This window comes from Pigmentiphaga kullae (assembly GCF_004216695.1).
Lineage (GTDB): Bacteria > Pseudomonadota > Gammaproteobacteria > Burkholderiales > Burkholderiaceae_B > Pigmentiphaga > Pigmentiphaga kullae.
In genome coordinates, this window is the sequence record NZ_SGXC01000003.1 from 925,394 (window position 1) to 948,927 (window position 23,534).

General features: G+C 67.5%; 24 protein-coding genes. 8 read left to right on the forward strand and 16 right to left on the reverse strand.

Translation table 11 applies throughout. The features are described from left to right. The first annotated feature begins 3 nt into the window (after positions 1 to 3). Positions 4 to 234, forward strand: a complete 231-nt coding sequence (locus EV675_RS27190; RefSeq protein ID WP_130361749.1) for a hypothetical protein — start codon at positions 4 to 6, stop codon at positions 232 to 234. Between the two features lie 15 nt (positions 235 to 249). Here EV675_RS27190 and EV675_RS27195 read toward each other — a convergent pair whose 3' ends face one another. Together EV675_RS27195 and EV675_RS27200 are read right to left on the reverse strand one after the other, a co-directional pair. Further along, positions 250 to 2,205, reverse strand: a complete 1,956-nt coding sequence (locus EV675_RS27195; RefSeq protein ID WP_130361750.1) for an AsmA family protein — start codon at positions 2,203 to 2,205, stop codon at positions 250 to 252. Positions 2,206 to 2,254: 49 nt separating this feature from the next. Next, positions 2,255 to 3,697: an RNA polymerase factor sigma-54 gene (locus tag EV675_RS27200; RefSeq protein ID WP_278044784.1), complete on the reverse strand. Its 1,443-nt coding sequence runs from the start codon at positions 3,695 to 3,697 to the stop codon at positions 2,255 to 2,257. A gap of 219 nt (positions 3,698 to 3,916) precedes the next feature. Here EV675_RS27200 and EV675_RS27205 point away from each other — a divergent pair, with 219 nt between their 5' ends. Further along, positions 3,917 to 5,308, forward strand: coding sequence for a phospholipase D-like domain-containing protein (locus tag EV675_RS27205; protein ID WP_130361751.1), 1,392 nt, complete (start codon positions 3,917 to 3,919; stop codon positions 5,306 to 5,308). Between the two features lie 62 nt (positions 5,309 to 5,370). Here EV675_RS27205 and EV675_RS27210 read toward each other — a convergent pair whose 3' ends face one another. Further along, positions 5,371 to 6,432 (reverse strand): sigma-54 interaction domain-containing protein, encoded by a 1,062-nt coding sequence (locus EV675_RS27210; protein ID WP_130361752.1) that lies wholly within the window; start codon positions 6,430 to 6,432, stop codon positions 5,371 to 5,373. Between the two features lie 302 nt (positions 6,433 to 6,734). On the opposite strand from EV675_RS27210, the gene EV675_RS27215 reads away from it, so the two are divergent. From EV675_RS27215 to EV675_RS27225, 4 genes are read left to right on the forward strand one after another with little or no spacing between them, the layout of a single operon-like run. Beyond that, positions 6,735 to 7,055 carry an ElaB/YgaM/YqjD family protein gene (locus EV675_RS27215; protein WP_130361753.1) on the forward strand — a complete coding sequence of 107 codons (321 nt, stop codon included), beginning with the start codon at positions 6,735 to 6,737 and terminating at the stop codon, positions 7,053 to 7,055. Between the two features lie 51 nt (positions 7,056 to 7,106). Continuing rightward, the gene (locus tag EV675_RS27220; RefSeq protein ID WP_130361754.1) at positions 7,107 to 8,492 is read left to right on the forward strand and encodes a sigma-54-dependent transcriptional regulator; all 1,386 of its coding nucleotides are present in this window, start codon (positions 7,107 to 7,109) and stop codon (positions 8,490 to 8,492) included. Positions 8,493 to 8,541: 49 nt separating this feature from the next. After that, positions 8,542 to 8,715 carry a hypothetical protein gene (locus tag EV675_RS30225; RefSeq protein ID WP_161567855.1) on the forward strand — a complete coding sequence of 58 codons (174 nt, stop codon included), beginning with the start codon at positions 8,542 to 8,544 and terminating at the stop codon, positions 8,713 to 8,715. Positions 8,716 to 8,769: 54 nt separating this feature from the next. Continuing rightward, positions 8,770 to 9,387 (forward strand): hypothetical protein, encoded by a 618-nt coding sequence (locus EV675_RS27225; RefSeq protein WP_242621609.1) that lies wholly within the window; start codon positions 8,770 to 8,772, stop codon positions 9,385 to 9,387. Between the two features lie 22 nt (positions 9,388 to 9,409). Here EV675_RS27225 and EV675_RS27230 read toward each other — a convergent pair whose 3' ends face one another. The 6 genes from EV675_RS27230 to fdxA form a co-directional block, all read right to left on the reverse strand. Continuing rightward, positions 9,410 to 9,700 carry a MatE family transporter gene (locus EV675_RS27230; RefSeq protein WP_130361755.1) on the reverse strand — a complete coding sequence of 97 codons (291 nt, stop codon included), beginning with the start codon at positions 9,698 to 9,700 and terminating at the stop codon, positions 9,410 to 9,412. A 107-nt stretch (positions 9,701 to 9,807) separates the two neighbouring features. Next, positions 9,808 to 10,449 (reverse strand): endonuclease III, encoded by a 642-nt coding sequence (gene nth, locus EV675_RS27235; RefSeq protein ID WP_130361756.1) that lies wholly within the window; start codon positions 10,447 to 10,449, stop codon positions 9,808 to 9,810. Between the two features lie 41 nt (positions 10,450 to 10,490). Further along, the gene (gene rsxB / locus EV675_RS27240) at positions 10,491 to 11,141 is read right to left on the reverse strand and encodes an electron transport complex subunit RsxB (protein WP_242621610.1); all 651 of its coding nucleotides are present in this window, start codon (positions 11,139 to 11,141) and stop codon (positions 10,491 to 10,493) included. 13 nt (positions 11,142 to 11,154) lie between these two features. After that, positions 11,155 to 12,408, reverse strand: coding sequence for a polyhydroxyalkanoate depolymerase (locus EV675_RS27245; RefSeq protein WP_130361758.1), 1,254 nt, complete (start codon positions 12,406 to 12,408; stop codon positions 11,155 to 11,157). 96 nt (positions 12,409 to 12,504) lie between these two features. Then, positions 12,505 to 13,314, reverse strand: coding sequence for a ferredoxin--NADP reductase (locus tag EV675_RS27250; RefSeq protein WP_130361759.1), 810 nt, complete (start codon positions 13,312 to 13,314; stop codon positions 12,505 to 12,507). 177 nt (positions 13,315 to 13,491) lie between these two features. Then, the gene (gene fdxA, locus EV675_RS27255) at positions 13,492 to 13,815 is read right to left on the reverse strand and encodes a ferredoxin FdxA (RefSeq protein WP_130361760.1); all 324 of its coding nucleotides are present in this window, start codon (positions 13,813 to 13,815) and stop codon (positions 13,492 to 13,494) included. Between the two features lie 189 nt (positions 13,816 to 14,004). On the opposite strand from fdxA, the gene panB reads away from it, so the two are divergent. Both panB and pncB read left to right on the forward strand, forming a co-directional pair. Continuing rightward, positions 14,005 to 14,856 carry a 3-methyl-2-oxobutanoate hydroxymethyltransferase gene (gene panB / locus EV675_RS27260; protein ID WP_130361761.1) on the forward strand — a complete coding sequence of 284 codons (852 nt, stop codon included), beginning with the start codon at positions 14,005 to 14,007 and terminating at the stop codon, positions 14,854 to 14,856. 2 nt (positions 14,857 to 14,858) lie between these two features. After that, a complete protein-coding gene (pncB, locus tag EV675_RS27265) occupies positions 14,859 to 16,058 on the forward strand; it encodes a nicotinate phosphoribosyltransferase (RefSeq protein WP_130361762.1) in 1,200 nt (399 codons plus the stop codon). 4 nt (positions 16,059 to 16,062) lie between these two features. On the opposite strand, the gene EV675_RS27270 is transcribed toward pncB, so the two are convergent. The 7 genes from EV675_RS27270 to EV675_RS27300 all read right to left on the reverse strand — a co-directional run bounded on the left by EV675_RS27270 (position 16,063) and on the right by EV675_RS27300 (position 23,487). Continuing rightward, on the reverse strand, positions 16,063 to 16,773 hold the full coding sequence (locus tag EV675_RS27270; RefSeq protein ID WP_130361763.1) for an ABC transporter ATP-binding protein: 711 nt from the start codon (positions 16,771 to 16,773) through the stop codon (positions 16,063 to 16,065). 28 nt (positions 16,774 to 16,801) lie between these two features. Next, positions 16,802 to 17,548 carry an ABC transporter ATP-binding protein gene (locus tag EV675_RS27275; protein ID WP_130361764.1) on the reverse strand — a complete coding sequence of 249 codons (747 nt, stop codon included), beginning with the start codon at positions 17,546 to 17,548 and terminating at the stop codon, positions 16,802 to 16,804. Beyond that, positions 17,545 to 18,591, reverse strand: coding sequence for a branched-chain amino acid ABC transporter permease (locus tag EV675_RS27280; protein ID WP_130361765.1), 1,047 nt, complete (start codon positions 18,589 to 18,591; stop codon positions 17,545 to 17,547). The genes EV675_RS27275 and EV675_RS27280 overlap by 4 nt, the downstream gene beginning before the upstream one ends. A gap of 21 nt (positions 18,592 to 18,612) precedes the next feature. Then, complete coding sequence (locus tag EV675_RS27285; protein WP_130361766.1) at positions 18,613 to 19,482, reverse strand: branched-chain amino acid ABC transporter permease; 870 nt, start codon at positions 19,480 to 19,482, stop codon at positions 18,613 to 18,615. 267 nt (positions 19,483 to 19,749) lie between these two features. Further along, complete coding sequence (locus EV675_RS27290) at positions 19,750 to 20,931, reverse strand: ABC transporter substrate-binding protein (protein ID WP_130361767.1); 1,182 nt, start codon at positions 20,929 to 20,931, stop codon at positions 19,750 to 19,752. A 118-nt stretch (positions 20,932 to 21,049) separates the two neighbouring features. Continuing rightward, on the reverse strand, positions 21,050 to 21,901 hold the full coding sequence (locus EV675_RS27295; RefSeq protein WP_423213249.1) for an alpha/beta fold hydrolase: 852 nt from the start codon (positions 21,899 to 21,901) through the stop codon (positions 21,050 to 21,052). After that, the gene (locus EV675_RS27300; RefSeq protein WP_242621611.1) at positions 21,898 to 23,487 is read right to left on the reverse strand and encodes a benzoate-CoA ligase family protein; all 1,590 of its coding nucleotides are present in this window, start codon (positions 23,485 to 23,487) and stop codon (positions 21,898 to 21,900) included. The genes EV675_RS27295 and EV675_RS27300 overlap by 4 nt, the downstream gene beginning before the upstream one ends. Between the last annotated feature and the right edge of the window lie 47 nt (positions 23,488 to 23,534).

The following is a 23,534-nucleotide window of genomic DNA, read 5'->3' on the forward strand; positions in this document are numbered from 1 at the left end:
CGCATGAAGGAACCCGAGAAGCGGCGGCCGGAGCGCACCCGCACCCAGGACGACCTGGGGAGGGGCGAGCCGCGGCTGCCCCACGAGCACGATGAATCGCACGACAGCCAGGAAAGCGCGCCGCGCAAGGTGATCGAGCAGGCTTACGAGGATGTGCAGTCGGGCCAGGAAGATACCGATCTTCGTTCCAGCGGCGGCCGGCGCGAGCCCAGCGTGCCGCGCAACGAGGACTGATCCGCCCGCTCGCGCTCAGCGCGCCTTGCCCTTGCCTTTGGGGGCGGGCGCGTCGGCGTTGCGGCGCGCCTCGCGCAGGTTCGACAACAGCCCCTGGCAGTCGGCATCGGTGCCCGGGCCGGTTTCGATCAGCGGGATCAGAGCGGCCAGGGGATTGATGAAGGCCAGTGCAACGGAGGCGCCGGCGCGCGCGAACAGCGAGGCCTTGTCGATCTTGAAGTCGGGCGCGCCGAAGGTGCCGACGATGTCGATGGGCGAGCGCGCCACGAGGATGCTCTTGTCCTTGGGGCGGGGTTCGAAGCGCAGCGCCAGGCGCTCGTTGCGCAGGTCTATGGTGCCGTGGCCGTCGATGCGGGTGTCGTCGGTGTCGATGACCAGGGCCTGCGAGGTGGCGATGCCGTCCTTGACCCCGAAGGTGGCGACCGCGCAGCGCAGCCGTGTTTCCTTGTCCCCGCCGATCAGGAAGCCCAGCGCCTGGGAGGCGTCCAGGCCGATGGCCTCGACCAGCAGGTTGGAGATTTCGCCGCCGGTCACGGCCATGCCCACCGTGCCGTCGGCACGCCCCAGCATGGCTCGTATCGAATTGCCCGCCGTCTTGAGCTTTACGTCGGCGCCCAGCGTGCCCTCGCTTTTCTGCATCAGTTTCACGTCGGGGAACAGCCGGTTCAGGCGCGCCCGCTGCACGCCGATACGGGCATCGGTGCGTATCACCGGCTGGCGCGCGTCCAGCGTGATGTCCGAGCGCAGTTCGCCGCCCGCGTAGCCGAAGTTCAGCGGCACCAGCTTGAGCACGCCGTCGTGCAGGATGAGGTGGGCGGAGAAGTCGTCGAAGGCCCAGGGACCGCGCACGCGCACGTCGCCCGCGTCCAGCGTGACGTCGGCATCGATGGCGTTGAGCCGCTCCAGCCTGAATTCGGCATCGGGCAGGATGCGGCGGTCGACCGCGGGCCGCGGCGCGGCCTGCGTCTTCTGCGCAGGCGCATCGTCGCGTACGCCGATCAGCGGCCCCAGATCCTTCATGTCCAGCACGCGGCTCTTGAGCCTGGCACGCAGCATGGGCTTGTCGCCGCGCATCTCGTAGCTGGCATCGCCGGAGATGTCGGTCGAGCCTATCGTGCCAGCCATGCCCGACAGGTCGAAGTTCATGCCGGCACGCTTCAGGCGGCCCTTGATGCGGTAGGGCGGGGTGGTGGGCAGGGGCAGGTTGATGTACGGATACAGCGTGGAGAGGGTGGGCCCGGCGATGTCCAGCGCCACGTCCACCGTGGCGTCGCCGAACGGATCGCCCACCAGGCCTTCGGCCCGGATGCGGGTGGGGCCGCCCTTGGCGTCGATGAAGAAGGGGAAGGGCGTGCCCGAATCGCGCAGCGCCAGGATGCCGCCGGTGCGCGCCACGCCGCCGAACGCGGCGTCATGGTAGCGGCCGCCGAATTCCAGCTTCATGCCGTAGGCCGGCCCCGAGGCGGGCGTCTCCATGCTGTCGGCCTGCAGGTGCGCATCGGCCTTCAGCACGCGGTCGTCGTAGTTCACCTTCACGCGGTTCAAGGACAGCGCGCGCAGCACCACGTCGGGGGGCGGTCCGCCGTCGTCCTGCGTGGCCAGGGTCCAGTTGTTGGCGCCCGAGGCATCGCGGGCCAGGTGCGCCTGGGCGCCGTCCACCGACAGCAGGTCCAGCACGACGGCCCGCCGCAGCAGGGGCAGCAGCCGGACGTGGACCTCGATGGATTCGGCTTCCAGCATGCGTTCGGGCCTGGCGTCGGGAATGTTGTCCACGGCCAGTCCGTGCAGCCGGATGCGGGTGACGGGCCGCAGCCGCATCCGGAAGTCCTCGAGCACCACCTGCCGTCCGAGCTTCTCGGTGGCCAGCCGTTCCACCGGCCCCCGCAGGAAGCGCCAGTCGGTCAGCAGCGCGGCGGCAACCAGAAGGACGATGATTCCAACGACGGCGGCAAGAATTCTTTTTGTTCGCATCGACAGATTCCGCGGGAAGGGCAATGCCCCATCCCCGCGTTTTAATGGCTCAGGGCTGTTTGCGCAATTCCGCGGGCGGCAGCTTCATCAGGTCGCGGTACTTGGTGACGGTGCGGCGCGCTACCACCACGCCCTGTTCGGCCAGCATCCGGGTCAGCGAGACATCGGACAGGGGGTCGCGCCGGTTCTCGGCGGCGATCATGTCGCGGATCAGGGCGCGCACGGCCGCGGCGGAACACCGTCCGCCCGTTTCGGTGGCCAGTTCGCGCGAGAAGAAATGCTTGAACTCGAACACGCCGCGCGGCGTGGCCATGTACTTGTTGTTCGTCGCGCGCGAGACCGTGGACTCGTGCAGATCCAGTTCCTCGGCCACCTTGCGCAGCACCAGCGGCTTGAGCGCGATCTCGCCGTAGTCGAAGAAGGTGCGCTGGTGCGCGACGATGGCCTCGGCCACGCGCTGGATGGTGGTGAAGCGCTGCTCGACGTTGCGTATCAGCCAGCGCGCCTCCTGCAGTTCCTGCGCCAGCGGCGCGCGGTCGTCGCAGCGCGCCTTGCGGAACAGGTTGGCGTAGGCCTGGTGCAGGCGGGCCTTGGGCATGACCGCCGGGTTGGTGGAGATCACCCACTTGTTGCGGATCTTGCGCACGATCACGTCGGGCACGATGTGATCGGTGCCTTCTTCCGAGAAGGCGAACCCCGGCCGTGGCGTCAGGCTGCGTATCAGCCGGCAGGCCACCGCCAATTCCTCGTCGTTGCAGCCCAGCCGGCGGCGCAGCTCCGCCGTCTCGCGGCGCGCCATCAGGTCCAGGTAGCGGTCGGCGATTGCCATTGCCAGCGCGCGCCCGGGGGTGGCTTCGCGCTGCGCCGCCAGTTGCAGGTGCAGGCATTCTCCCAGGCTGCGGGCGGCCAGCCCCGGCGAGTCCAGGTGCTGGACCAGCGTCAGCGCGACCATCCATTCGTCGTGCGTGGGCGCGGGCTGCACGGACAGCGTGGCTGCCAGGTCGTCGAAGTCCTGGCGCAGGTAGCCGTCCTCGTCCAGCGCCTCGATGATGATCTCGGCCAGCAGCCGGTCGCGGTCTCCCAGCCGGTAGCCGCACAACTGCTGGTGGAGGTAGTCGTGCAGCCCCATGGAACTGTGCGTCCATTGCCCGATGTCGGGCCGGTCCTCGCCATCGTCGTCGCGGGTCCGGGTGCCGGCGTAACTGCCGCCGTAGGGCTCCGGGTCGAACGCGGGAGGAGGAGGCTCGGGTGTGCCGTCGGCCTCGTCCGGGCTGGCGGCATTGCGGTCCACCGGAAGAATCGATTCGCCGGCCTGTGCCGCGGCCGAGGCGTCCTGGTCGTCTTCCTCCAGGAAGGGGTTGTTCGCGATGGCTTGCTGCAGCTCCTGTGTGAACTCGAGCGCGGACATCTGCAATAGCTTGACGGACTGCTGGAGCCTGGGCGTCAAGGACAGTTGCTGCCGCACGCGCATGTCGTAAGTAGCTTGAACCAATGCCGTCTCCCATGCTTGGCCGGACCGCCGGCCGTTGAATGTCGCAATCCCCCTACGTGCAAGCTTCGTGCCAATGCGAAGCCGTAGGCATGATGCGCGGGACAGTGGAAAATAGCGTGCAGCTCTTGCCGCTTCGGTAAGTTTTACCGGTGCAAACGCCGGCTGGACAGGGGCTATGTTCGACGCAACGGGTCTGTCTCGTAACAGAATGAGAAAAACATGCGAAGTTTCCTGCGCGTTCTTCTGTACGGCCTGTGCGCGGTGCTGCTGTGCCGCTGCGCCAACCCGCTTCCCGATCCGGCCAGCGGCGCCGAGCCGCGGCGCAAGGTCCGCATCTCCAGCGAAACCGGTCTGCTGACCTACCGCGAGAGCCGCCGCGTCATCCAGCAACTGGACGCCCGGGGCCAGGCGGGCGATTTCCTGGCGCGGCACCTGCAGGTCGAGGAGGCGGTGACCGATGCGCCGCTGGTCGTCGGCAACGAAGTGCGGCTGTTCGGCGACGGTCCCAGCACTTATCGAGCGATGGAGGAAGCCATCGGCGCCGCGCGCCGCTTCATCCATCTGGAAAGCTACATCTTCGAGGACGACCGGATCGGCAATCTCGTGGCCGAGATGCTGATCGCCAAGCGCGCGCAAGGCGTCGCCGTGGCCGTCATGGTGGACGACATCGGCACCTTGTCCGTGCCGCCCGATCTGTTCGACCGCATGCGGCAGGCGGGTGTCCAGGTGGTCTTCTTCAATCCCGTCAATCCGCTCAAGAGCCGGGGCAACTGGTCCATCAACGAGCGCAGCCACCGCAAGATCCTGGTGGTGGATGGCGAGGTCGCCTTCGTCGGCGGGATCAACCTGAGCGACGTCTACGCGTCCCGTCCGGTGGCAGGTTCGGCCCGGGCCCACGAGGCCGAGGGCCGGCAGGACGCGCCCTGGCGGGACACGCACATCAGCATCCGCGGTCCCGCCGTGCCCGACGTCGAGCGCGTGTTCCTGGAAGGCTGGCGCAGCCAGGGCGGGCCGCCGCTGGGCGATATCGATTTTCTGCCGCAACAGCCCAAGCGCGGGCCGCACGTGGTGCGCATCCTGGTCAACCGCCCCGGTTCGACCGACAACCATGCCATCTACCTGACGCTGCTGTCGGCCATCAACAGCTCGCAGCGGTCGGTGCACATCACCATGGCCTACTTCGTGCCCGATCCGGGCTTCATCGCGGCACTGGCCGACGCCGCCCGCCGCGGGGTGGACGTGACGCTGCTGTTGCCGGGGTTCAGCGATTTCTCGATCGTGCTGCATGCCGGCCGTTCCCACTACGAGGAACTGCTCGAAGCCGGCGTGAAGATCTACGAACGCAAGGACGTGCTGCTGCACGCCAAGACCGCCGTGGTGGACGGCGTCTGGTCCACGGCCGGCTCCAGCAATCTCGATTGGCGCAGCTTCACCTTGAACCACGAGATCAATGCCGTGATCCTGGGGGCCGATTTCGGTTCCCAGATGGAGGCCCTGTTCGAGCGCGACCGGCAGGCGTCCGTCCCGGTCGCGCTCGAACAGTGGAAGAAGCGGCCGCTGTCGGACAGGCTAAAGGAATTCATGTCGCGCCTGCTGGAGCGCTGGCTGTAGCGGCGGCCGGACGCTAGGGCCTGTTTCCGGCCTGTGCGAGCTCCTTTTAGCGCGAACAGGTCCTAGGCGTCGCCGCCGCCGTGCTTGTAGGCGTCCAGCCGGTTGTAGAGCGTCTTCAGGCTGATGCCCAGCGTGCTGGCGGTCTGCCGCTTGTCGCCGCCGAAGTGCGACAGCGTCGCGAGGATGAGTTCGCGCTGGGCGTCCGGCAGCGGGATGCCCACCGCCAGTTCCAGGCTGCCCTCGCGCCGGACCACCCGGCGGTTGCGCGGCGCGGGCTCGGGGCTCTGCACTTCGACCTCGTCGTCGGCCAGGATGAATGCCCGGTGCACGGCGTTCTTCAGTTCCCGCACGTTGCCCGGCCAGTGGTACTGTCGCAGGCCGTCCAGGGTGCCCCGCGCGAAGCGCTTGCGGGTCTTCTCGGTCGCGTTGAGCTGGTCCAGGAAACGCTGCGCCAGCAGATCGATGTCGGCGGGCCGTTCGCGCAGGGGCGGAACCCGGAGCGGGAACACCGCCAGCCGGTACAACAGGTCTTCCCGGAAGCGTCCTTCCTGGACCGCCATCTGGGGATCGCGGTTGGTCGCGGCAATGACCCGGACGTCGGTGGAGAGCTGTTCCGTCCCCCCGACGCGGTGGAAGGTGGAGGTCTCGAGCACGCGCAGCAGCTTGATCTGCATCTCCGGGGCCATTTCCGTGATCTCGTCCAGGAAAATGGTGCCGCCGGCGGCGCGCTCGAAATACCCCACGTGCTGTTGGATGGCGCCGGTGAAGCTGCCTTTTTCGTGCCCGAACAGTTCGCCCTCGATCAGCGTCCCGGGGATGGCGCCACAGTTGACCGGGATGAAGGGGCCGCCGCCGCGCGGGCTCTTCTCGTGCAGCGTGCGCGCGACCAGTTCCTTGCCGGTGCCGCTTTCGCCCACGATCAGCACCGTCAGCGCGGTGGGGGCCACCTTTTCGATCTGCTGGTACAACTCGCGCATGGGCCCGGAACTGCCATACAGCAGCCCGTAGTACTGGGGCGGGAGAGCCGGGCAAACGGGTTCGGCCGCGAGCGGCGCCGCGTGGCCGCCGGCCGTGTCGGGCGCATCGGTTTCCACTATCGGTGCCAAGGCTTCGTCAGGGCGCATTGCCTGTTCCTTCCGCATGGATCTCCAGGGTGGGCCGAGGGCGGGAGTGCCCAAGGCGGGGCGGGAGCTTCATTCTAAGCAGGGTGCCCCGCATGCCGGAAGCCGGCCGCCGGGGGGATGGTAACGGGCTGTGGCAGGCCCCGCGCGCTGGTCAGGGGAATTTACAAGTTTTCATGTAATTCTTACCTATTGCTTGCACTTGGGCCAGGGGGGAGGCAGTCTATACAAGGAGTAAGCAATGTTGCGACTGCCGGCCATTTTCTTCGTAATTGCCTTGATCGGCACATCAACAAGGAGCAGCTATGGGCAAGCATCGGGTTGCGGGACTGCGTGACGTGGAAGGCGCCATCGGGCAGGTCCGGGGCCTGGTCGAGGATGCCGAGGCGCTTCTGCGGAGCACGGCGGGCCAGGCGGGGCACGAACTGGACACGGCGCGGGCGCGGCTGCGCGACCAGCTGGATCGCGCCCAGGACCTGTACCACGACGTGCGCCGCGGCGCCGCCGAGTCCTACCGGCAGGCGTCGGCCCAGACCGATGCCTACGTGCACGACAATCCGTGGCGGGCGGTGGGCATCGCCATCGCGGTGGGCGTGGTCATCGGCCTGCTCGCGCCCAGACGCTAACCGCCTTCGTCCGGCCATTCCGATCATCATCGCATCGAGGAGCCACACTGCATGCCGCATGTCCTGATCGTGGACGACGAGCCGAACACCCGGGCAGCCCTGGCGGAAATCGTCGGCGCCGAGGGGTTCACCACCGCCGTTGCGGGAGACCTCCGGGAGGCCCGCATTCAGATCGTGCGCCAGAGTCCCGACGTCGTCCTGACCGACCTGAAGCTGCCGGACGGCAGCGGCATGGACCTGTTCAAGGAACTGGATCCGTCCATCCCCGTCGAGGTCATCCTGATCACCGGGCACGCCAGCGTCGAAAGCGCGGTGGACGCCCTGCGCCTGGGCGCGGCCGACTATCTCATCAAGCCGATCAACATGCAGCGGCTCAAGGCCATCCTGGACCGCATCCCGCGGGCGGGCGACCTGAAGGCCGAAATCGGTTCGCTGCGCGGCGAACTGCGCCGCTTCGGCCGCTTCGGCCGCATGCTGGGCGGCTCGCCCGCCATGCAGGACCTGTACGACCAGATCGGCAAGGTCGCGCCCACCGAAGCCACCGTGCTGCTGATCGGCGAAAGCGGCACCGGCAAGGAGCTGGCGGCGCAGACGCTGCACGACCTGAGCCTGAGGCGCAAGCGGCCCTTCCTGGCGGTGAACTGCGGCGCCATTTCGCCGAACCTGATCGAAAGCGAGATGTTCGGGCACGAGCGCGGCAGCTTTACCGGCGCCGAGCGCCAGCACAAGGGCTATTTCGAGCGTTCGCACGGCGGCACGCTGTTCCTGGACGAGATCACCGAGATGCCGATCGAGCTCCAGGTCAAGCTGCTGCGCGTGCTCGAGACCGGCTTGTTCATGCGCGTCGGCACCAACCAGGAAACCGAGTGCGACGTCCGCATCATCGCCGCCACCAACCGCAATCCCCAGGAAGCGGTGGCCGAGGGCAAGCTGCGCGAGGATCTGTACCACCGCCTGAATGTCTTCCCCATCCATCTGCCGCCGCTGCGGGAGCGGTCCAAGGACGTCGAGCTCCTGGCCCAGAGCTTCCTCGACCTCTTGAACGAGACCCACAAGTCGGCCAAGGCCTTCTCGCCCGCCATGCTGGCCGACATGGCCTCGCATGCCTGGCCCGGCAACGTGCGGGAACTGAAGAACTACGTGCACCGTGCCTTCATCATGACCGACGGCGGCCTGATCGACACGGTGGCGGCGCCCATCCAGCTGGCGCCGGCCGGCAAGGCGGAAAGCGAGCCCATCGTCACGATTCCCGTGGGTACGTCGCTTGCTGAGGCCGACAGGCGGCTGATCTTCGCCACCCTGCAGCACTGCGGGGGCGTCAAGAAGCACGCGGCCGAAGTGTTGGGCATCAGCCTGAAGACGCTCTACAACCGGCTGGAGGATTACGCCGCAGACAACGCCCGCGAGGCGGACATGCAGGACGTGCCGGTTTCCTGAGCGCGCCTGCTGCTATCGCGAAAGGCGCAAAATGCCATGGAGCCCTGACATGTCCCGGTTGTACGCGCACTCGGTTCCCCCCGATCCCCCCGTCAAGGACCCGCCGCCGGTGGGCGATCCGCCCAACCAGCCGGTGGGGGATCCGCCGGTCCCGCCGGCCCAGCAGCCCGATCCCATCGACCCGGAACTGCCGCCTCCGCCCCCCACGCCGCCGGGCGAGTGAGGCGCGGCACGCTACATGCTGGCAATACCTCGTTCGTGATTCGAGGAGATTGCCGTGTCGCTCATCGTCGCTGCCCGTTTCGACTCCTTTCCCGAGGCCGAGGAAGCCGGCCGCAAGCTGTTCGCCGCCGGCTTCGCCCAGGAGGACGTCTCCATCTTCTTCGTCAACCCCGCCGGCCAGCATGACCGCTATCCCCTGGGCGGCGACCAGGCCGCCGACCCCGGGTCGCGCAAGACCAAGCACGGCGCGATAGCCGGTGCCGCCTTGCTGGGCCTGGCGGGAGCCGTGATCGGTTCCATCGTCTGGCTGTATGCCGCCGGATCCGTGCTGGCCCTGGTCATCGCGGTGGGTGTCGGCGCCTACATCGGTTCGCTGGGGGGCGCGCTGGTGGCCACCCGCAGCGCGACGCGCGCCTATCGGGCCGGCCACAGCACGGGGATGCGGCGGGCCGGCGTGCTGACCGCCGTCCACGTTACCGTCGCGACCGAATCCGCCGCAGCCCTGGTGCTCAGGGACTGCGGCGGCAAGGACGTGGAAAAGGCCGAGGGCCGGTGGCGCGAGGGCGACTGGGTGGATTTCGACCCCGTGGCGCCGCCTGTCCTGAGCGACAAGGTGCAAGCCCGGCCGTCGGATGCGATGGATGCGCGGGAGTCCCGCGCCATGCAGCACTGAGCCGTCGCCGCACCCGGGCGATTCAGCGGCGGGCGCGGGTGGCGTCGTCCTCGTCGTCGCCGGGGTGCGAGCGGGCCAGGCGTTCCTCGTCCACCACCTCGTCCGGCAGCACGTCGGCGCCGGTGCGTTCTTCCTCGTCGGGGTCGACGGAAAGCCGTTCTCCCGTCTTGCCCGAATCGGTGCCGGCTTCGTCCTCGGGCAGGCCGGCCAAGTCGCTGCCGGAATCCGAGGTATCGCTGGGTCCGAGCTTGCCGCTCTTGCCGCTGTCTTCAGGCAGGCTTTCGTCCGTGCCTGACAAGGTAATGTTGGACATGGCGTGCTCCTTTCACAAGCCTGGCAGGGGAATTGTCGCGCCGTGCGGCATCCCCGCTCAAGTCCGCAGCACGCAAACCGCGTACCCGGCGGCAGGTCCCGGCCGCGCTAGGCGGCGGCGGGCGTCTTGTCCTTGTACTCGCACAGGTCGGCGATGCCGCACTGCGGGCACTTGGGCTTGCGCGCCACGCAGATGTAGCGGCCATGCAGGATCAGCCAGTGGTGGGCGTCCAGCAGGAACTCCTTGGGCACGACCTTGAGCAGCTTGTCCTCGACCTGGCGGACGGTCTTGCCCGGCGCGATGCCGGTGCGGTTGGCGACGCGGAAGATGTGCGTGTCGACCGCCATGGCCACCTGCCGGAACGCGGTGTTGAGCACCACGTTGGCGGTCTTGCGGCCCACGCCCGGCAGGGCTTCCAGCGCCTCGCGGTCGGCCGGCACCTCGCCGCCGTACTGTTCCAGCAGGATGCGACAGGTGGCGATCGCGTTCTTGGCCTTGGTCTTGTACAGGCCGATGGTGCGTATGTAGTGGCTGAGTCCTTCCTCGCCCAGTGCCAGCAGCCGCTCGGGCGTGCCGTGCTCGGGAAAGAAGCGGCGCGTGGCCAGGTTGACCGACTTGTCGGTGGCCTGCGCCGACAGCAGGACGGCGATCAGCAACTGGAAGGTCGACCCGTATTCGAGTTCGGTCTGGGGGGCGGGATTGGCGGCGCGCAGGCGCTCGAAGATCGCTAGTCGTTTGGCGGCGTTCATGCGGACACGGCTCGGGCCGTTGTTGTGATGACGGGACGGGGTCAGTGCGCGCGCCGCGAGCGAGCCCGGGCGAGGGCGGCCTCTAGTATGGCACGCTTGCGTTCGGCGGCATCGTCGGCGCCCGCGACCGTGGCCGTGGCCGGCAGCGCCGGGGAGTCCTGCTCCCGCACGGCCGATCGCGCGCGCAGGCGTTCCTGGTCCTCGCGGCTTTCGCGGGCCAGGCGCGTGGCGCGCCGCTGGTGGCGCGAGCGGGCCGCGGCGGCATCGTCGTCGGTCCAGGCGCGCGCCGGCTGGACGGGTTCCATGCTGATGCAATCGACGGGACAGGGCGCCACGCACAGGTCGCAGCCCGTGCACAGGGCCGCCAGCACGGTGTGCATGGCCTTGTTGGCGCCCACGATGGCATCCACGGGGCAGGCCTGGATGCACAGCGTGCAGCCTATGCAGTGCTGCTCGTCGATACGGGCCACGTGCAGGGGAACATGCAGGCCGCGTGTCTCGTCCAGGGGCAGGACGGGTTTGCCCAGCACCGTGGCCAGCCGGGCGATGCCGACGTCGCCGCCCGGGGGGCAGCGGTTGATCGGCACCTCGTCGTCGACCAGCGCCTGGGCGTAGGGCCGGCAGCCGTCATAGCCGCACTTGGTGCACTGGGTCTGCGGCAGTTGCGCATCGACCAGGTCGATCCGGTTCACGGCTGGCGTCCCGTCAAGCCGCGTCCTGGTGCTGGCGGATGAACTCGGCGATCTGGGGACAGATGACCTCGCGCCAGCGCCGTCCCGAAAAAATGCCGTAGTGTCCGCAGCGCGGGGCGGTGAAATGGCGCTTGCGGTTCGCCGGGATGCCGCTGCACAGATCCTGCGCGGCTTCGGTCTGCCCCGAGCCCGAGATGTCGTCCAGCTCGCCTTCGATCGTGAACAGCGCCACCGACCGGATGTCCGCGGGCTTGACCAGTTGGCCGTTCACCTTCCAGACGCCGCGCGGCAGTTCGAAATCCTGGAACACCGTGCGTATGGTGTCCAGGTAGTATTCGGCGGGCATGTCCAGGACCGCGTTGTATTCGTCGTAGAAGCGGCGATGCGCCTCGGCATCGTCATCGTCGCCGCGCACCAGGTCCAGGTAGAAGTCGTAGTGCGACTTCAGGTGACGGTCGGGGTTCATGCTGACGAAGCCGGCGTGCTGCAGGAAGCCGGGGTAGACCTTGCGGCCCGAGCCGGGGAAGCGCGGCGGCACGCGGTGGATCAGGGTGTTCTCGAACCAGGAGTAGGGTTTGGTCTTGGCCAGGTTGTTGACCTGCGTGGGTGATTTGCGCGGGTCGATGGGGCCGCCCATCATGATCATGCTGCGCGGCAGCTTGGGGTCGTTGTCCGAGGCCATCAGCGAGACCGCGGCCAGCACCGGCACCGTGGGCTGGCACACCGAGATCACGTGGACGTCAGGGCCCAGCTGGCGGATGAAGTCACGGATGTAGTCGACGTAGTCGGCCAGGTGGAAGGGGCCGGCCGACTGCGGCACCATGCGGGCGTCGATCCAGTCGGTGACGTAGACGTCGTGCTCGGGCAGCAGCGCGCGCACGGTGTCGCGCAGCAGCGTGGCATGGTGGCCGGACAGCGGCGCCACCAGCAGCACGGTGGGGTCGGGCTTGCGGCGCGCCGCGGTCTTGCGCGGCGCCACCGGGGTGCGCACGAAATGCACCAGGTTACAGAAGGGCCGGGCGGCCGCGATCTGTTCCGTGACGGTGGCCTCGGCGCCGTCGAGCGTGGTGGTCGGCAGGTCCCAGGCCGGTTTTTCGTAGTCCTTGCCCAGCCGGTACAGCAGCTCGTAGCCGGCCGCCAGCCGCCGCGACAGCGGGGTGTAGGCAAGCGGGCTATAGGGGTTCGAGAACAGCTGCGCCGAGGCGTCGGCGAAGTGGGCAAAAGGCGTCAACAGGGCGCGCTGCCATTCATGCAGTTGATACAGCATCCTTGCTCCAGACCACGGGTGGGCAATCGATTCACCAGTCAACCGATTATATTGCATTGCACAATCGGTGTGTCGCGCCGGCCGCGCAGCTCGGTGTCACCAATAGTTTTCCACGGCCAGATTGCCTGGTTTACCCCGGCGGGAGGCCCCGAAACCGCGATCCGCCAGCAATTTGCGCAAATCAGACACCATTTCGGGGTTGCCGCATAACATGATGCGCGAACGCGACGGATCCAGCGTGACGCCGGCCCGGCGCTCCAGTTCGCCGCTGGCGATGAGCGTCGTGATGCGGGCATCCAGGGCGCCCTCGACCCGCTCGCGCGTGACCGAGGGCAGGTAGATCAGCTTGCCCGGCTGTTCCCGGCAGAATTCGCCGAAGACCTCGTGCTCGCGCAATCCTTCTATGGTGTCCCGGTAGACCAGTTCCTCGGCCGTGCGCACGCTGTGGACCACGATCAGGTGGTCGTAGGTCTCCCAGACCTCCAGGTCCTGCAGGACGGAGACGAACGGAGCGAGGCCGGTGCCCGAGGCCAGCATCCACAGATCCTTGCCGCTGGGGAAGGCGGCCGTGGTCAGGAAACCGAAATTGGTCTTGTCGACATAGAGCTTGTCGCCCTCGCGCAGGTGCTCGAGCGCGCTGGTGAACTCGCCGTCGGGCACGACGATGGAGAAGAACTCCAGGAAATCGTCGTAGGGCGCCGACACGATCGAATACGCCCGCCAGACGATGCGGCGCCCCGACCCGTCCTCGGCATCCGGGTCCGGCCGCTCGACGCCCAGCCGCGCGAACTGCCCCGGCACGAACCGAAAGCCGGGCGAACGCGTCGTGCGGAACGAGAAGAGCTTGTGCGGCACCCAGGTCTTGACCCAGGTAACCGTCTCGACGGTGTACTTCTTTTCAGACATCGATACATCAATTCCTGAGCGTCGGCTGGCAGGAGTACCCGCAACGGCTTGCGGACCACGGGCCAAAGAAACGCGGCGCTTCGCCAGCCTGGTTGTACCCCAGGGCACAGCGGATCCGGCTTTGCCGGTCCGCCAGTGCCGCCCCCCTGGGGGGGCGCGCGTAGCGCGTAGGGGGGGTTACTTTTCCAGCAGATCCAGCTTGCCTTCCTTGTCCTTCCACTCGTCGGCGTCGGGCAGGGGCGGCTTGGTGCGGGTGATGCTGGGCCAGCTTTGCGACAGGTCGGCGTTGATCTGGATGAAATGCATCTGGTTGGCGGGGACGTCTTCCTCGGCCAGGATGGCATTGGCCGGGCATTCGGGGATACAGACGGCGCAGTCGATGCACTCGTCAGGGTCGATCACCAGGAAATTCGGGCCTTCGCGAAAGCAGTCGACCGGGCAGACATCCACGCAATCGGTGTATTTGCACTTGATGCAGTTCTCGGTGACGACGTGAGTCATAGGCGGCTCCAGGACGATGCTGGATAAAAGTTCAGGTCAGCCTGTGATTTTACCGGACTCGCGCGGTTCGGCTGTCCATTCCCCTTGAAGGGCCATGGGAGTGGGCGGTAGGGCGGTCCTGGGCGGGGGCAAGTCCTCTCTTGTGCTATTTTCTTCGGTTACACAACAGGCATCCCTGGAGACCGTACGATGCGATCCACCCTGAACGTCCTGCGCAAGAAGCTTGCCGCGGGGCGGAAGATTTCCATGCTGACGTGCTACGACGCCGGTTTCGCCAAGGTCATGGAGGATGCGCAGGTCGATTGCATTCTGGTGGGCGATACGCTGGGCATGCTCGTGCAGGGCAGGGATTCGACGCTGCCCGTGCTGTTGCAGGACATCGCCTACCACGTCTCCTGCGTGGCGCGCGGCACCCGCCGCCCCTTCCTGTTGGCCGACATGCCCTTCGGCACTTACCAGGAAAGTCCCCAGCAGGCCCTGCGCAACGCCGTGACGCTGATGCAGGCGGGCGCGCAGATGGTCAAGATCGAGGGCGGGGCCGAGCTGGCGCCCACCATCGAACTGCTGACCCGCAGCGGCATTCCCGTCTGCGGCCACATCGGTCTGCTGCCGTCCCACGTGCATGCGCTGGGCGGCTATCGCGTGCAGGGCAAGGAAGACGCCGAGGCGCGCCGCATCGTGGCCGATGCCCGCGCGGTCGAGGCGGCCGGCGCCGCCATGATGGTGATCGAGGCCGTTCCCGATCCCGTCGCCCGCCAGGTGTGCGAAGCGGTGCAACTGATCACCATCGGCATCGGCGCCTCGGTGGCGTGCTCGGGCCAGGTGCTGGTCCTGCACGACATGCTGGGCCTGACGGCCACGCCCGCCAAGTTCGTCAAGAACTACATGGTCGGGGCGCCCGCCGGCGGCGATGCGGTCCTGCAGGCCTTCCGGCGCTATGCCCAGGAAGTCGAGACCGGCGCCTTCCCCGGCGTGGAGCACGTCTACGGCATGGCCGCCGGCAACATCGGCACCCCCTACGGCAACCAGAGCGGTTCGTAGCCATGATCATCACGTCTTTGCTGGATACCGACCTCTACAAGTTCACGATGATGCAGGTCGTCCTGCATCAGTTCCCGGCGGCGCAGGTCGAGTACAAGTACAAGTGCCGGACCCCGGGGATAGACTTGCATCCCTATGTGGACGAGATCCGCGAAGAAATCGATGCGCTGTGCGAATTGCGCTTCACCCAGGAGGAACTGGACTACCTCGGCGGCCTGCGCTTCATCAAGAGCGACTTCGTCGACTTCCTGCGGCTGTTCCATCTGCCCAGGCGCTGCATCTCGGTGTCCAAGTCGCAGTCCCCCGGAGAACTCGACATCACGGTGCAGGGGCCCTGGCTCCACACCATCCTGTTCGAGATCCCCGTGCTGGCCATCGTCAACGAGGTCTATTTCCGCAACAACCACCTGGTGCCGGCCTATGCCGAGGGCCGCCAGCGTTTGATGAGCAAGGTGGAACTGGTGCGCGGCGATCCCGCCCTGCGCGACTTCCACATCGCCGACTATGGCACCCGCCGCCGTTTCTCCAAGGCCTGGCACGAGGAAGTCATCATCACGCTGAAAGACCAGATGCGGGAGAACTTCTCGGGCACCAGCAACGTGTACTTCGCGATGAAGCACGGGCTGACGCCGCTGGGCACCATGGCGCACGAATACCTGCAGGCCTGCCAGGGCCTGGGGCCGCGCCTGCGCGACTCGCAGATCTATGGCTTCGAGGTCTGGGCGCGCGAATACCGCGGCGACCTGGGCATCGCGCTGTCCGACGTCTACGGCATGAGCGCCTTCCTGCGCGACTTCGATATGTATTTCTGCAAGCTGTTCGACGGCGCGCGGCACGATTCGGGCGATCCCTTCACCTGGGGCGAGCGCCTGCTGGAGCACTACAAGCAGAACCGGGTGGACCCGCGCACCAAGATACTGGTGTTCTCGGACGGCCTGACCTTTCCGCTGGCGATCAGCCTGGCCAAGCATTTCGCGGGGCGCTGTATCACCGCCTTCGGCATCGGCACCAACCTGACCAACGACCTGAGCTACCAGCCCTTGCAGGTGGTCATGAAGATGGTCAAGTGCAACGGCCAGCCGGTGGCCAAGGTGTCCGACACGCCCGAGAAGACCATGTGCGAGGACAAGGCCTACCTGGCGTATTTGCGGCAGGTGTTCGAGATCCCGCCCGAGCAGGTGGGCGAGACCGCCGACGACTGAGGGCCTAGACCCCCAGGTAGCGGCTGAGCGCCTCGGGCCGGTGGGCGAGATCCCCGGCCTGGCCTTCCAGCACCATGCGGCCTTTCTCCATCACGACCAGCCGGTCGGAATTGGCCATGACCATCCGGTAGTTGCGGTCCACCACCAGGGTGGCCAGGCCGCTGCGCCGGATGTCGCCGATCACCCGCCAGATCTCCGCCACGATCAGCGGCGCCAGGCCTTCGGTGGCTTCATCCAGGATGACGGCGCTGGGGTTGGTCATCAGCGCGCGGCCGATGGACAGCATCTGCTGTTCGCCGCCCGAGAGCTGCCAGCCCAGGTTGCCCATGCGTTCGGTCAGCCGGGGAAAGGTGGCCAGCACGCGTTCCAGTGTCCAGTCGGACTGGCCGTCGATGCCGCGCCGCGCCGCCATCACCAGGTTTTCCTTCACGGTCAGGTTGGGGAAGATGCCCCGGCCCTCGGGCACGTAGGCGATGCCGGCCTTGGCGGCTTCGTAGGGTTTGCCGCGCGACAGGTCGCGCCCGCCTATCGAGATGCGTCCGTCGCGTTGTCTGACGTGGCCCAGCAGGGTGCGGATCAGGGTGGATTTCCCCATGCCGTTGCGTCCCAGCAGTCCGACGGTTTCCCCGCGTCCCAGGCGGAAATCCACCCCGTGCAGGATATGGCTGCTGCCGTACCAGGCGTGCACCTGGCTGGCGTCGATGAGCGCTTCCATCTATCTTCCTTTTCTCCGGGCGCCGGGGTCAGTGGGCCGAGCCCAGGTAGGCTTCCTGGACGTCCGGGTTGTTGCGCACGTCGGCCGGCAGGCCGCTGGCGATGGGACTGCCGTTGACCATCACGGTGATGTCGTCCGCCACCGCGAACACCGCGTCCATGTCGTGTTCGACCAGCAGGATGGCATGGCCCTGCCGCAGCCGGCGCAGCAGTTCCAGCATGCGTTCGGATTCCTCCGCGCCCATGCCGGCCAGCGGTTCGTCCAGCAGCAGCACGGTGGGCGAGGTCGCCAGGCACATCGCCACTTCCAGCTGGCGCTTCTGGCCGTGCGACAGGCTGGCGGCGGTCATGTCCGCCACCGCGGTCAGGCCCGCCCGTTCCATGACTTCGTCGGCGCGTTCGCCGCTGGCGCGGCAACCCTGGGCGGATTGCCAGAACTGCCAGGGGCGCTGTGTGCGCGCCTGCGCGGCCAGCCGGCAGTTCTCGCGCACCGTCAGCGGCAGGAAGATGGTGTTGCGCTGGTAGCTGCGGCCTATGCCGGCCTGCGCGCGGCGGGGCTGCGACCAGCCGGTGATGTCGCGGCCATGCAGGCGGACGTGGCCGGCCGTGGGCGGCAGTTCGCCGGACAGCAGGTGGATGAGGGTCGACTTGCCCGCGCCGTTGGTGCCGATCACGGCATGGATGCGGTCGGGGGCGAGCGACAGCGAAACGTTGTCGATGGCCCTGAGCGCGCCGAAGTGGCGGCTCAGGCCCTGGGCTTGGAGCACTGCCGTCATGTCGTCTGTTCCGTGGCCGGGGAGGGAGTGGGGGAGGTGTCGTCGCGGGCGGCCGTGGCCGGCGGCGTCAGTGGCCGCGGGCGGCCGCGGCGCGGCAGGCGCAGGCGCGAGAAGCCGCCCGCCAGGCCCTGCGGCATCCAGGCGACGGCCAGGATGATGAAGCCGCCCATCAGCAACTGCCAGTGCTTGGTCAGATCCTGGAACCACTCGGCCAGCAGGACGAAGGCGAAGGCGCCGACCACCGCGCCCGCCAGGCTGCCCAGCCCGCCCAGGATGATCATCAGCAGCGCGTTGCCGGACTGGTGCCAGGACACCAGCTCCGGATTGACGTAGCCGTGCTGCGTGGCATAGAGGAAGCCCGCCAGTCCCGCCAGCGCGCCGCCCAGGGTGAAGCTGGCCAGCTTGTAGGCAAGGGTGTTGTAGCCGGCCGCCCGCATGCGCGGTTCGTTGTGCTTGATGCCCACCAGCGCGTGGCCCAGGCGCGAACGCAGCACCAGGCCCAGCATGGCCAGCGTCAGCGCCAGCCCCGCCAGCGTGAACCAGTAGAACTGCGGCGCCTGGTCCAGGTCGACCAGGCTGCGGCCGGCCAGTGTGAAGGCCGGCTTGTTGTAGATGTAGGTTCCGTCGCTGCCGCCGAAGGCCTCGACGTCGTGGAACACGAAGTACACCAGTTGGCCGAAGGCCAGCGTGACCATGATGAAATAGATGCCGCGCGTGCGCATCACCAGGAGGCCGATCGCCAGTGCCAGCAAGGCCGCGCAGCCCACCGCCGCCACCAGCAGCAGCCAGCCGTTGCCGGCCTCGTAGCGCGGCGTGAACATCGCCACCGCGTACGCCGCCGCGCCGAAATAGGCCGCGTGCCCCAGGCTGACCAGCCCCGTGTAGCCCACCAGCAACTGCAGGCTCAGCGCGAAGATCGCCATGATCAGCACCTTGGCGCCAAGCTCGACGTGGAACGGCGTGCCGATCGGCTCGGGCAGCACCGGCAGCAAGGCCAGCACCGCCAGCGCCACGATCCAAGCAATAAGGGAAGAAGCTTTCATTCCACGTTCCAATAGGGGGAATCAAGTGCCCTGTTTGAAGAGGCCTTCGGGCTTCCACAGCAGGATGGCGGCCATCAGCACGTAGATCAGCGCGCCGGCGGCCTGTTGCCAGAACACCTTGCCGAAGGTGTCGACGAAGCCGATCAGCAGCGAGGCGACCAGCGCGCCCTTGATCGAGCCGATGCCGCCGATGACCACCACCACGAAACAGATGATCAGCACCGATCCGCCCATGCCCGGATACACCGAGGACACCGGCGCCGCGATCATGCCGGCCAGCACCGCGATGGCCACGCCCACGGCGAAGACGATGCGATACAGCAGCGAGATGTTGATGCCCAGCGACTGCACCATCTCGCGGTTGGTCGCCCCGGCGCGCACCATCATGCCGAGCCGGGTCTTCTTGAGCGCGACGTACATCGCCACGGCCAGCAGCACGCACACGCCCGAGATGAACAGCCGGTAGACCGGATAGGTCATGTCGTTGCCGATGGCGATGCCGCCTTCCAGCCAGGCCGGCACCGGCACCCCATGGACGTCGTCGCCCACCAGGATGCTGCGCATTTCCTCGAACACCAGGATCAGCCCGTAGGTCATCAATACCTGCTGCAGGTGTTCCCGTTCATACAGGAAACTGAAGAAACACCACTCCAGCACATACCCGAACGCCACCGCCAGCACCACGCCCAGTACCAGCGCCAGCACGAAATTGCCGGTCAGCGACGACAGCGAGAACGCCATGTAGGCGCCGATCATGTAGAAACTGCCATGCGCCAGGTTGATCACGCCCATGATCCCGAAGATCAGCGTCAGCCCGCTGGCGATCAGGAACAGCAGCAACCCATACTGCACGCTGTTCAGGCACTGAATAAGAAACGTCGTCAAATCCATCCCACACTCCGTATAGAACCCACCCCCTACGCCCTTCGGGCGCCCCCTCAAGGGGGCGAAACTGGCGGACTGGCAAAGCCAGATCCGCGGTTTCCTGGGTCTAGCAAAAGTATCTTGGTTGCTGTGCTGATGCTACCGCTGGCAGCCAGCGAAGCACCAGCGCCACAACCCAAGACAGCGGTACTAGACCCAGGATGCGGTGGATCCGGCTTTGCCGGTCCACCCGCATCGCCCCCTGGGGGGCGCGCGTCAGCGCGTAGGGGGGGGCTACATCCTGCAGCCCCGGGCGGGATCGGCCAGTGCCTTCACCGCCACGCTCACTAGTTGGTTGGTCTTGTTCTCGACCTTGCGCAGGTAGATGTCCTGAATCGGGTTGTGGGCCTTGGACATCGTGAACGGGCCGCGCGGGCTGTCGATCTTGGCCTGTTCCATGCCCTTGACGACGGCGTCGCGCTTGCTGATGTCGCCGCCCGCGGCCTTCAGGCCGGCAGCCAGCAGCTGGGCGGCGTCATAGCCCTGTACGGCATAGACGTCGGGCTGCAGCTTGTAGGTCTTGGCGTAGTCGGCGCGGAAGGCCTTGTCCTTGGGCAGGGTCAGGCCGTCGGCGTAGTGCAGCGTGGTCAGCAGGCCGTCGGCCGCGGCGCCCTGCGCCTCCAGCGTGCCGTCGGTCAGGAAGCCGGCGCCGTACAGCGGAATCTTGTCTTTCAAGCCCGCCGCCGCGTAGTCCTTGACGAACTTGACCGCGCCGCCGCCCGCGAAGAACACATAGACCGCGTCCGGCTTGAGTGCGGCGATCTCGGTCAGCAGCGCCTGGAACTCGACGTTGGGGAAGGGCAGGTTCAATTGCTTGACGACCTTGCCGCCCTTGGATTCGAAGCCTTCCTTGAAGCCGTTGGTGGACTCGTCGCCCGCCGCGTACTTCCAGCTCAGGGTGACGGCGGTCTTGTGCTTGAGCTGGGTGGCGGCGACCAGCCCCATGGCGTAGGCCGGCTGCCAGTTGCTGAACGACGAGCGGAAGATGTTGGGCGCGCACAGCGGCCCCGTGACGTCGTCGGCGCCGGCATTGGGGATGATGAGCAGCGTCTTGTTGTCCTTGGCGACCTTGGCCATGGCCATCGCGACGCCGGAATGTACGGTGCCCACCAGCACGTCGACCTGGTCGCGCTTGACCAGCTTGTTGGCGTTGTCCGAGCCCTTGGCCGGGTCGGATTCGTCGTCCACCTTGAAGTACTCGATCTCGCGTCCGGCCAGCTTGCCGCCCTGTTCCTGCACGTACAGCCGGAAGCCGTTCTCGATGGCGGTGCCCAGGGCCGAGTAGGTCCCGGTGTAGGGCAGCATCAGGCCGACCTTGACCTTGGCGGGAGCCTGGGCGCCGGCGGGCACCGTCAGGCACGACGCGGCCATCAAGGCAGCGGCGAGGACGGTGAATTTGCGTTTGGAAGCGTTCATCGCGAGTCTCCTGGTGGGCGGCCATGCTGCGGGGTCGGCGGCCCTGTTCTTGGTGGAAAAATCCGATGCGCCATGCGGATGCGCATCGTCGTGGGCGTCCGGCAAGCCGGACAGGGTGCTACGTGCGGTGGCGCCGCATGAACGCCACGCTTGCCTCGATCAGCCGGGCCGGTTGGTCGCGATGCGGCGAGTGGCCGCAGTCGTCCAGCTTGAGCAGCTCGGCTTGGGGAACCTCCTGGGCGATGCCGTCTATCTGCGCCATGGAGCCGTACTCGTCGTCGTGGCCCTGCACCGCCAGTACCGGACAGCGTATGGCGGACAGCAGCGCCTGGATGTTCCAGTGCTTGAATTCCGGGTTCAGCCAGACGTCGTTCCAGCCCCAGAAGGCCGAATCCGGGTCGGCGTGGTAGCGCGCCAGTTTGCTGCGCAGGTCGGTCGTGACGTAGCCGTCGCGCGCCTGCTGGATGCTGGCCAGCGTGACGGGCTCGACGAACAGGTGGGGCGCGGCCACGATCAGCCCGCCCACGCGGCCGGGGCAGGCCGCCGCGTGCAGCAGCGCGATCGACCCGCCGTCGCTGTGGCCGTACAGCCAGGGCGGATCGGCCCGGGTGTCGTGGCCGATCGCCTCGAAGAAGGCCGGCAGGAAATCGCGCGCCTGGCGGTGCATGAAGTCGACCGGCCATTTCTCGTGTCCGGGGCGGGGGCTGGACTGGCCATAGCCCCAGCGCGACAGGACCAGGCCGCGGCAGCCGGCGGCTTCGCACAGCGCGTAGGGGAAGTCCTTCCACATCGTGACCGATCCCAGGCCTTCGTGCAGGAACACGAGCAGGGGCTGCCGGGTGCGCTGGGGAGCAACGAGCACGTACTCGATGTCGTGCCGCATGCTGTCCCACGAGACGTCGGCGAAGCGCACGGGCAGTCCCTCGGCCATGCCGGGTGGGGCGGTATTCAGGGGCGCGCGCGAATTCATGCGTGGGCTCCCTGCGACGCGGCCTCCTGCTCGCGCAGGCGGAAGCGCTGGATCTTGCCGGTGGCGGTCTTGGGCAGGTCGCCGACGAATTCGATCTGGCGGGGATACTTGTGCGGCGCCAGGCGCGACTTCACGAATGCCTTCAGGTCGGCCGCCAGCGCATCGCTGGCCTGCTGGCCGGGCTTGAGCACCACGTAGGCCTTGGTCTTGGTCAGGCCTTCGGCATCGGCCACGCCGATGACGGCGGCTTCCAGCACGGCCGGGTGCTGCACCAGGGTGGCTTCGACCTCGAAGGGCGAGACGTACTGGCCGCTGACCTTGAGCATATCGTCGCTGCGGCCCGCGTAGGTGTAGTAGCCGTCGGCGTCGCAGCTGTATTTGTCGCCGCTTTTGGTCCAGGCGCCCAGGAAGGTTTCGCGGCTTTTCTCGCGGTTGTTCCAGTACATCAGCGCCGAGCTGGGGCCGCGTATGTACAGGTCGCCGATCTCGCCGGCGGCCACCGGCTTGCCATCCTCGCCGCGCAGTTCCACCTCGTAGCCCTCGACCGGCTTGCCGGTGGTGCCGTAGCGCACGTCGCCCGCCCGGTTGGAAATGAAGATGTGCAGCATCTCGGTCGAGCCGATGCCGTCGATGATCTCGCAGCCGAAATGCGAGGTGAAGCGTTCGCCTATGTCCTGGGGCAGGGCCTCGCCGGCCGACGAGCACAGGCGCAGGGCGACCTGGGCGCGCGGCGGCAGCGCGGCGCTGGCCAGCATGCCGGCATAGCCGGTGGGCGCGCCGCAGAAGATGGTCGGCCGCAGCCGGGTCAGGCGCTCGAAACAGGCCTCGGGCGTGGGGCGTTCGGCCATCAGGACCACCGAGGCGCCCACGCTGAGCGGAAAGGTCAGGGCATTGCCCAGGCCGTAGGCGAAGAACAGCTTGGCGGCCGAGAACACGATGTCGTCCTCGCGCATGCCCAGCACGGGCTTGGCGTAAAGTTCAGCCGTCCAGTAGGGGTTGCCGTGGGTGTGCACCGTGCCCTTGGGCTTGCCGGTGGAGCCGGACGAATACAGCCAGAACGCGGGTTCGTCGGCCAGCGTGGGCGCGGAGGTGGCAAGCGGTTCGTGCCCGGCCAGCCAGTCGTCGAAGTCCAGCGTCCCACCCACCTCGGCATCCGAGCCGTCGCGCGAGACGACGACGTGGCGCACGCCGTGCCGGCACGCGCCGAGCGCGGCCGAAAGCTTGGGCAGCAGGGCGCGCGAGACCAGCGCGGCGCGGGCGCGGCTGTGTTCCAGCATGTAGGCGTAGTCCGCGGGCGTCAGCAGCGTGTTGACCGCCACCGGCACGATGCCCGCATACAGCGCGCCCAGGAAGGTGACGGGCCAGTCGGTGCAGTCGTTCATCAGCAGCAGGACGCGGTCCTCGGGCCGGATGCCCAGTCCCAGCAGGGCGTTGGCGGCACGGCGTACTTTCTCGTCCAGCGCGCCGTAGGTCAGCGCGCCGCGATCGTCGATGTACGCTGTCTTGGCGGCGCGTTCGGCATTGATGGCCAGCAGGTGGCCGGCGAAATTGAATTCCGGCGGCGGGGCGGAGCGATCGGCATGCATGATGGTCTCCTCGTTCATGCGGTAAGGCGCGAAACCGCCGGCGGCCT

Coding starts and splice junctions, on each gene's coding strand:
- EV675_RS27230 (WP_130361755.1), bottom strand. CDS start 9,700: ATGTCCAACATTACCTTGTCAGGCACGGACGAAAGCCTGCCTGAAGAC.
- EV675_RS27275 (WP_130361764.1), bottom strand. CDS start 17,548: ATGACGGCAGTGCTCCAAGCCCAGGGCCTGAGCCGCCACTTCGGCGCG.
- EV675_RS27290 (WP_130361767.1), bottom strand. CDS start 20,931: ATGAACGCTTCCAAACGCAAATTCACCGTCCTCGCCGCTGCCTTGATG.
- EV675_RS27205 (WP_130361751.1), top strand. CDS start 3,917: ATGCGAAGTTTCCTGCGCGTTCTTCTGTACGGCCTGTGCGCGGTGCTG.
- EV675_RS27270 (WP_130361763.1), bottom strand. CDS start 16,773: ATGGAAGCGCTCATCGACGCCAGCCAGGTGCACGCCTGGTACGGCAGC.
- EV675_RS27285 (WP_130361766.1), bottom strand. CDS start 19,482: ATGGATTTGACGACGTTTCTTATTCAGTGCCTGAACAGCGTGCAGTAT.
- panB (WP_130361761.1), top strand. CDS start 14,005: ATGCGATCCACCCTGAACGTCCTGCGCAAGAAGCTTGCCGCGGGGCGG.
- EV675_RS27280 (WP_130361765.1), bottom strand. CDS start 18,591: ATGAAAGCTTCTTCCCTTATTGCTTGGATCGTGGCGCTGGCGGTGCTG.
- EV675_RS27215 (WP_130361753.1), top strand. CDS start 6,735: ATGGGCAAGCATCGGGTTGCGGGACTGCGTGACGTGGAAGGCGCCATC.
- EV675_RS27195 (WP_130361750.1), bottom strand. CDS start 2,205: ATGCGAACAAAAAGAATTCTTGCCGCCGTCGTTGGAATCATCGTCCTT.
- EV675_RS27220 (WP_130361754.1), top strand. CDS start 7,107: ATGCCGCATGTCCTGATCGTGGACGACGAGCCGAACACCCGGGCAGCC.
- EV675_RS27190 (WP_130361749.1), top strand. CDS start 4: ATGAAGGAACCCGAGAAGCGGCGGCCGGAGCGCACCCGCACCCAGGAC.
- pncB (WP_130361762.1), top strand. CDS start 14,859: ATGATCATCACGTCTTTGCTGGATACCGACCTCTACAAGTTCACGATG.
- EV675_RS27250 (WP_130361759.1), bottom strand. CDS start 13,314: ATGTCTGAAAAGAAGTACACCGTCGAGACGGTTACCTGGGTCAAGACC.
- EV675_RS27300 (WP_242621611.1), bottom strand. CDS start 23,487: ATGCATGCCGATCGCTCCGCCCCGCCGCCGGAATTCAATTTCGCCGGC.
- EV675_RS27295 (WP_423213249.1), bottom strand. CDS start 21,901: ATGAATTCGCGCGCGCCCCTGAATACCGCCCCACCCGGCATGGCCGAG.
- EV675_RS27245 (WP_130361758.1), bottom strand. CDS start 12,408: ATGCTGTATCAACTGCATGAATGGCAGCGCGCCCTGTTGACGCCTTTT.
- EV675_RS30225 (WP_161567855.1), top strand. CDS start 8,542: ATGTCCCGGTTGTACGCGCACTCGGTTCCCCCCGATCCCCCCGTCAAG.
- EV675_RS27210 (WP_130361752.1), bottom strand. CDS start 6,432: ATGCGCCCTGACGAAGCCTTGGCACCGATAGTGGAAACCGATGCGCCC.
- fdxA (WP_130361760.1), bottom strand. CDS start 13,815: ATGACTCACGTCGTCACCGAGAACTGCATCAAGTGCAAATACACCGAT.
- nth (WP_130361756.1), bottom strand. CDS start 10,449: ATGAACGCCGCCAAACGACTAGCGATCTTCGAGCGCCTGCGCGCCGCC.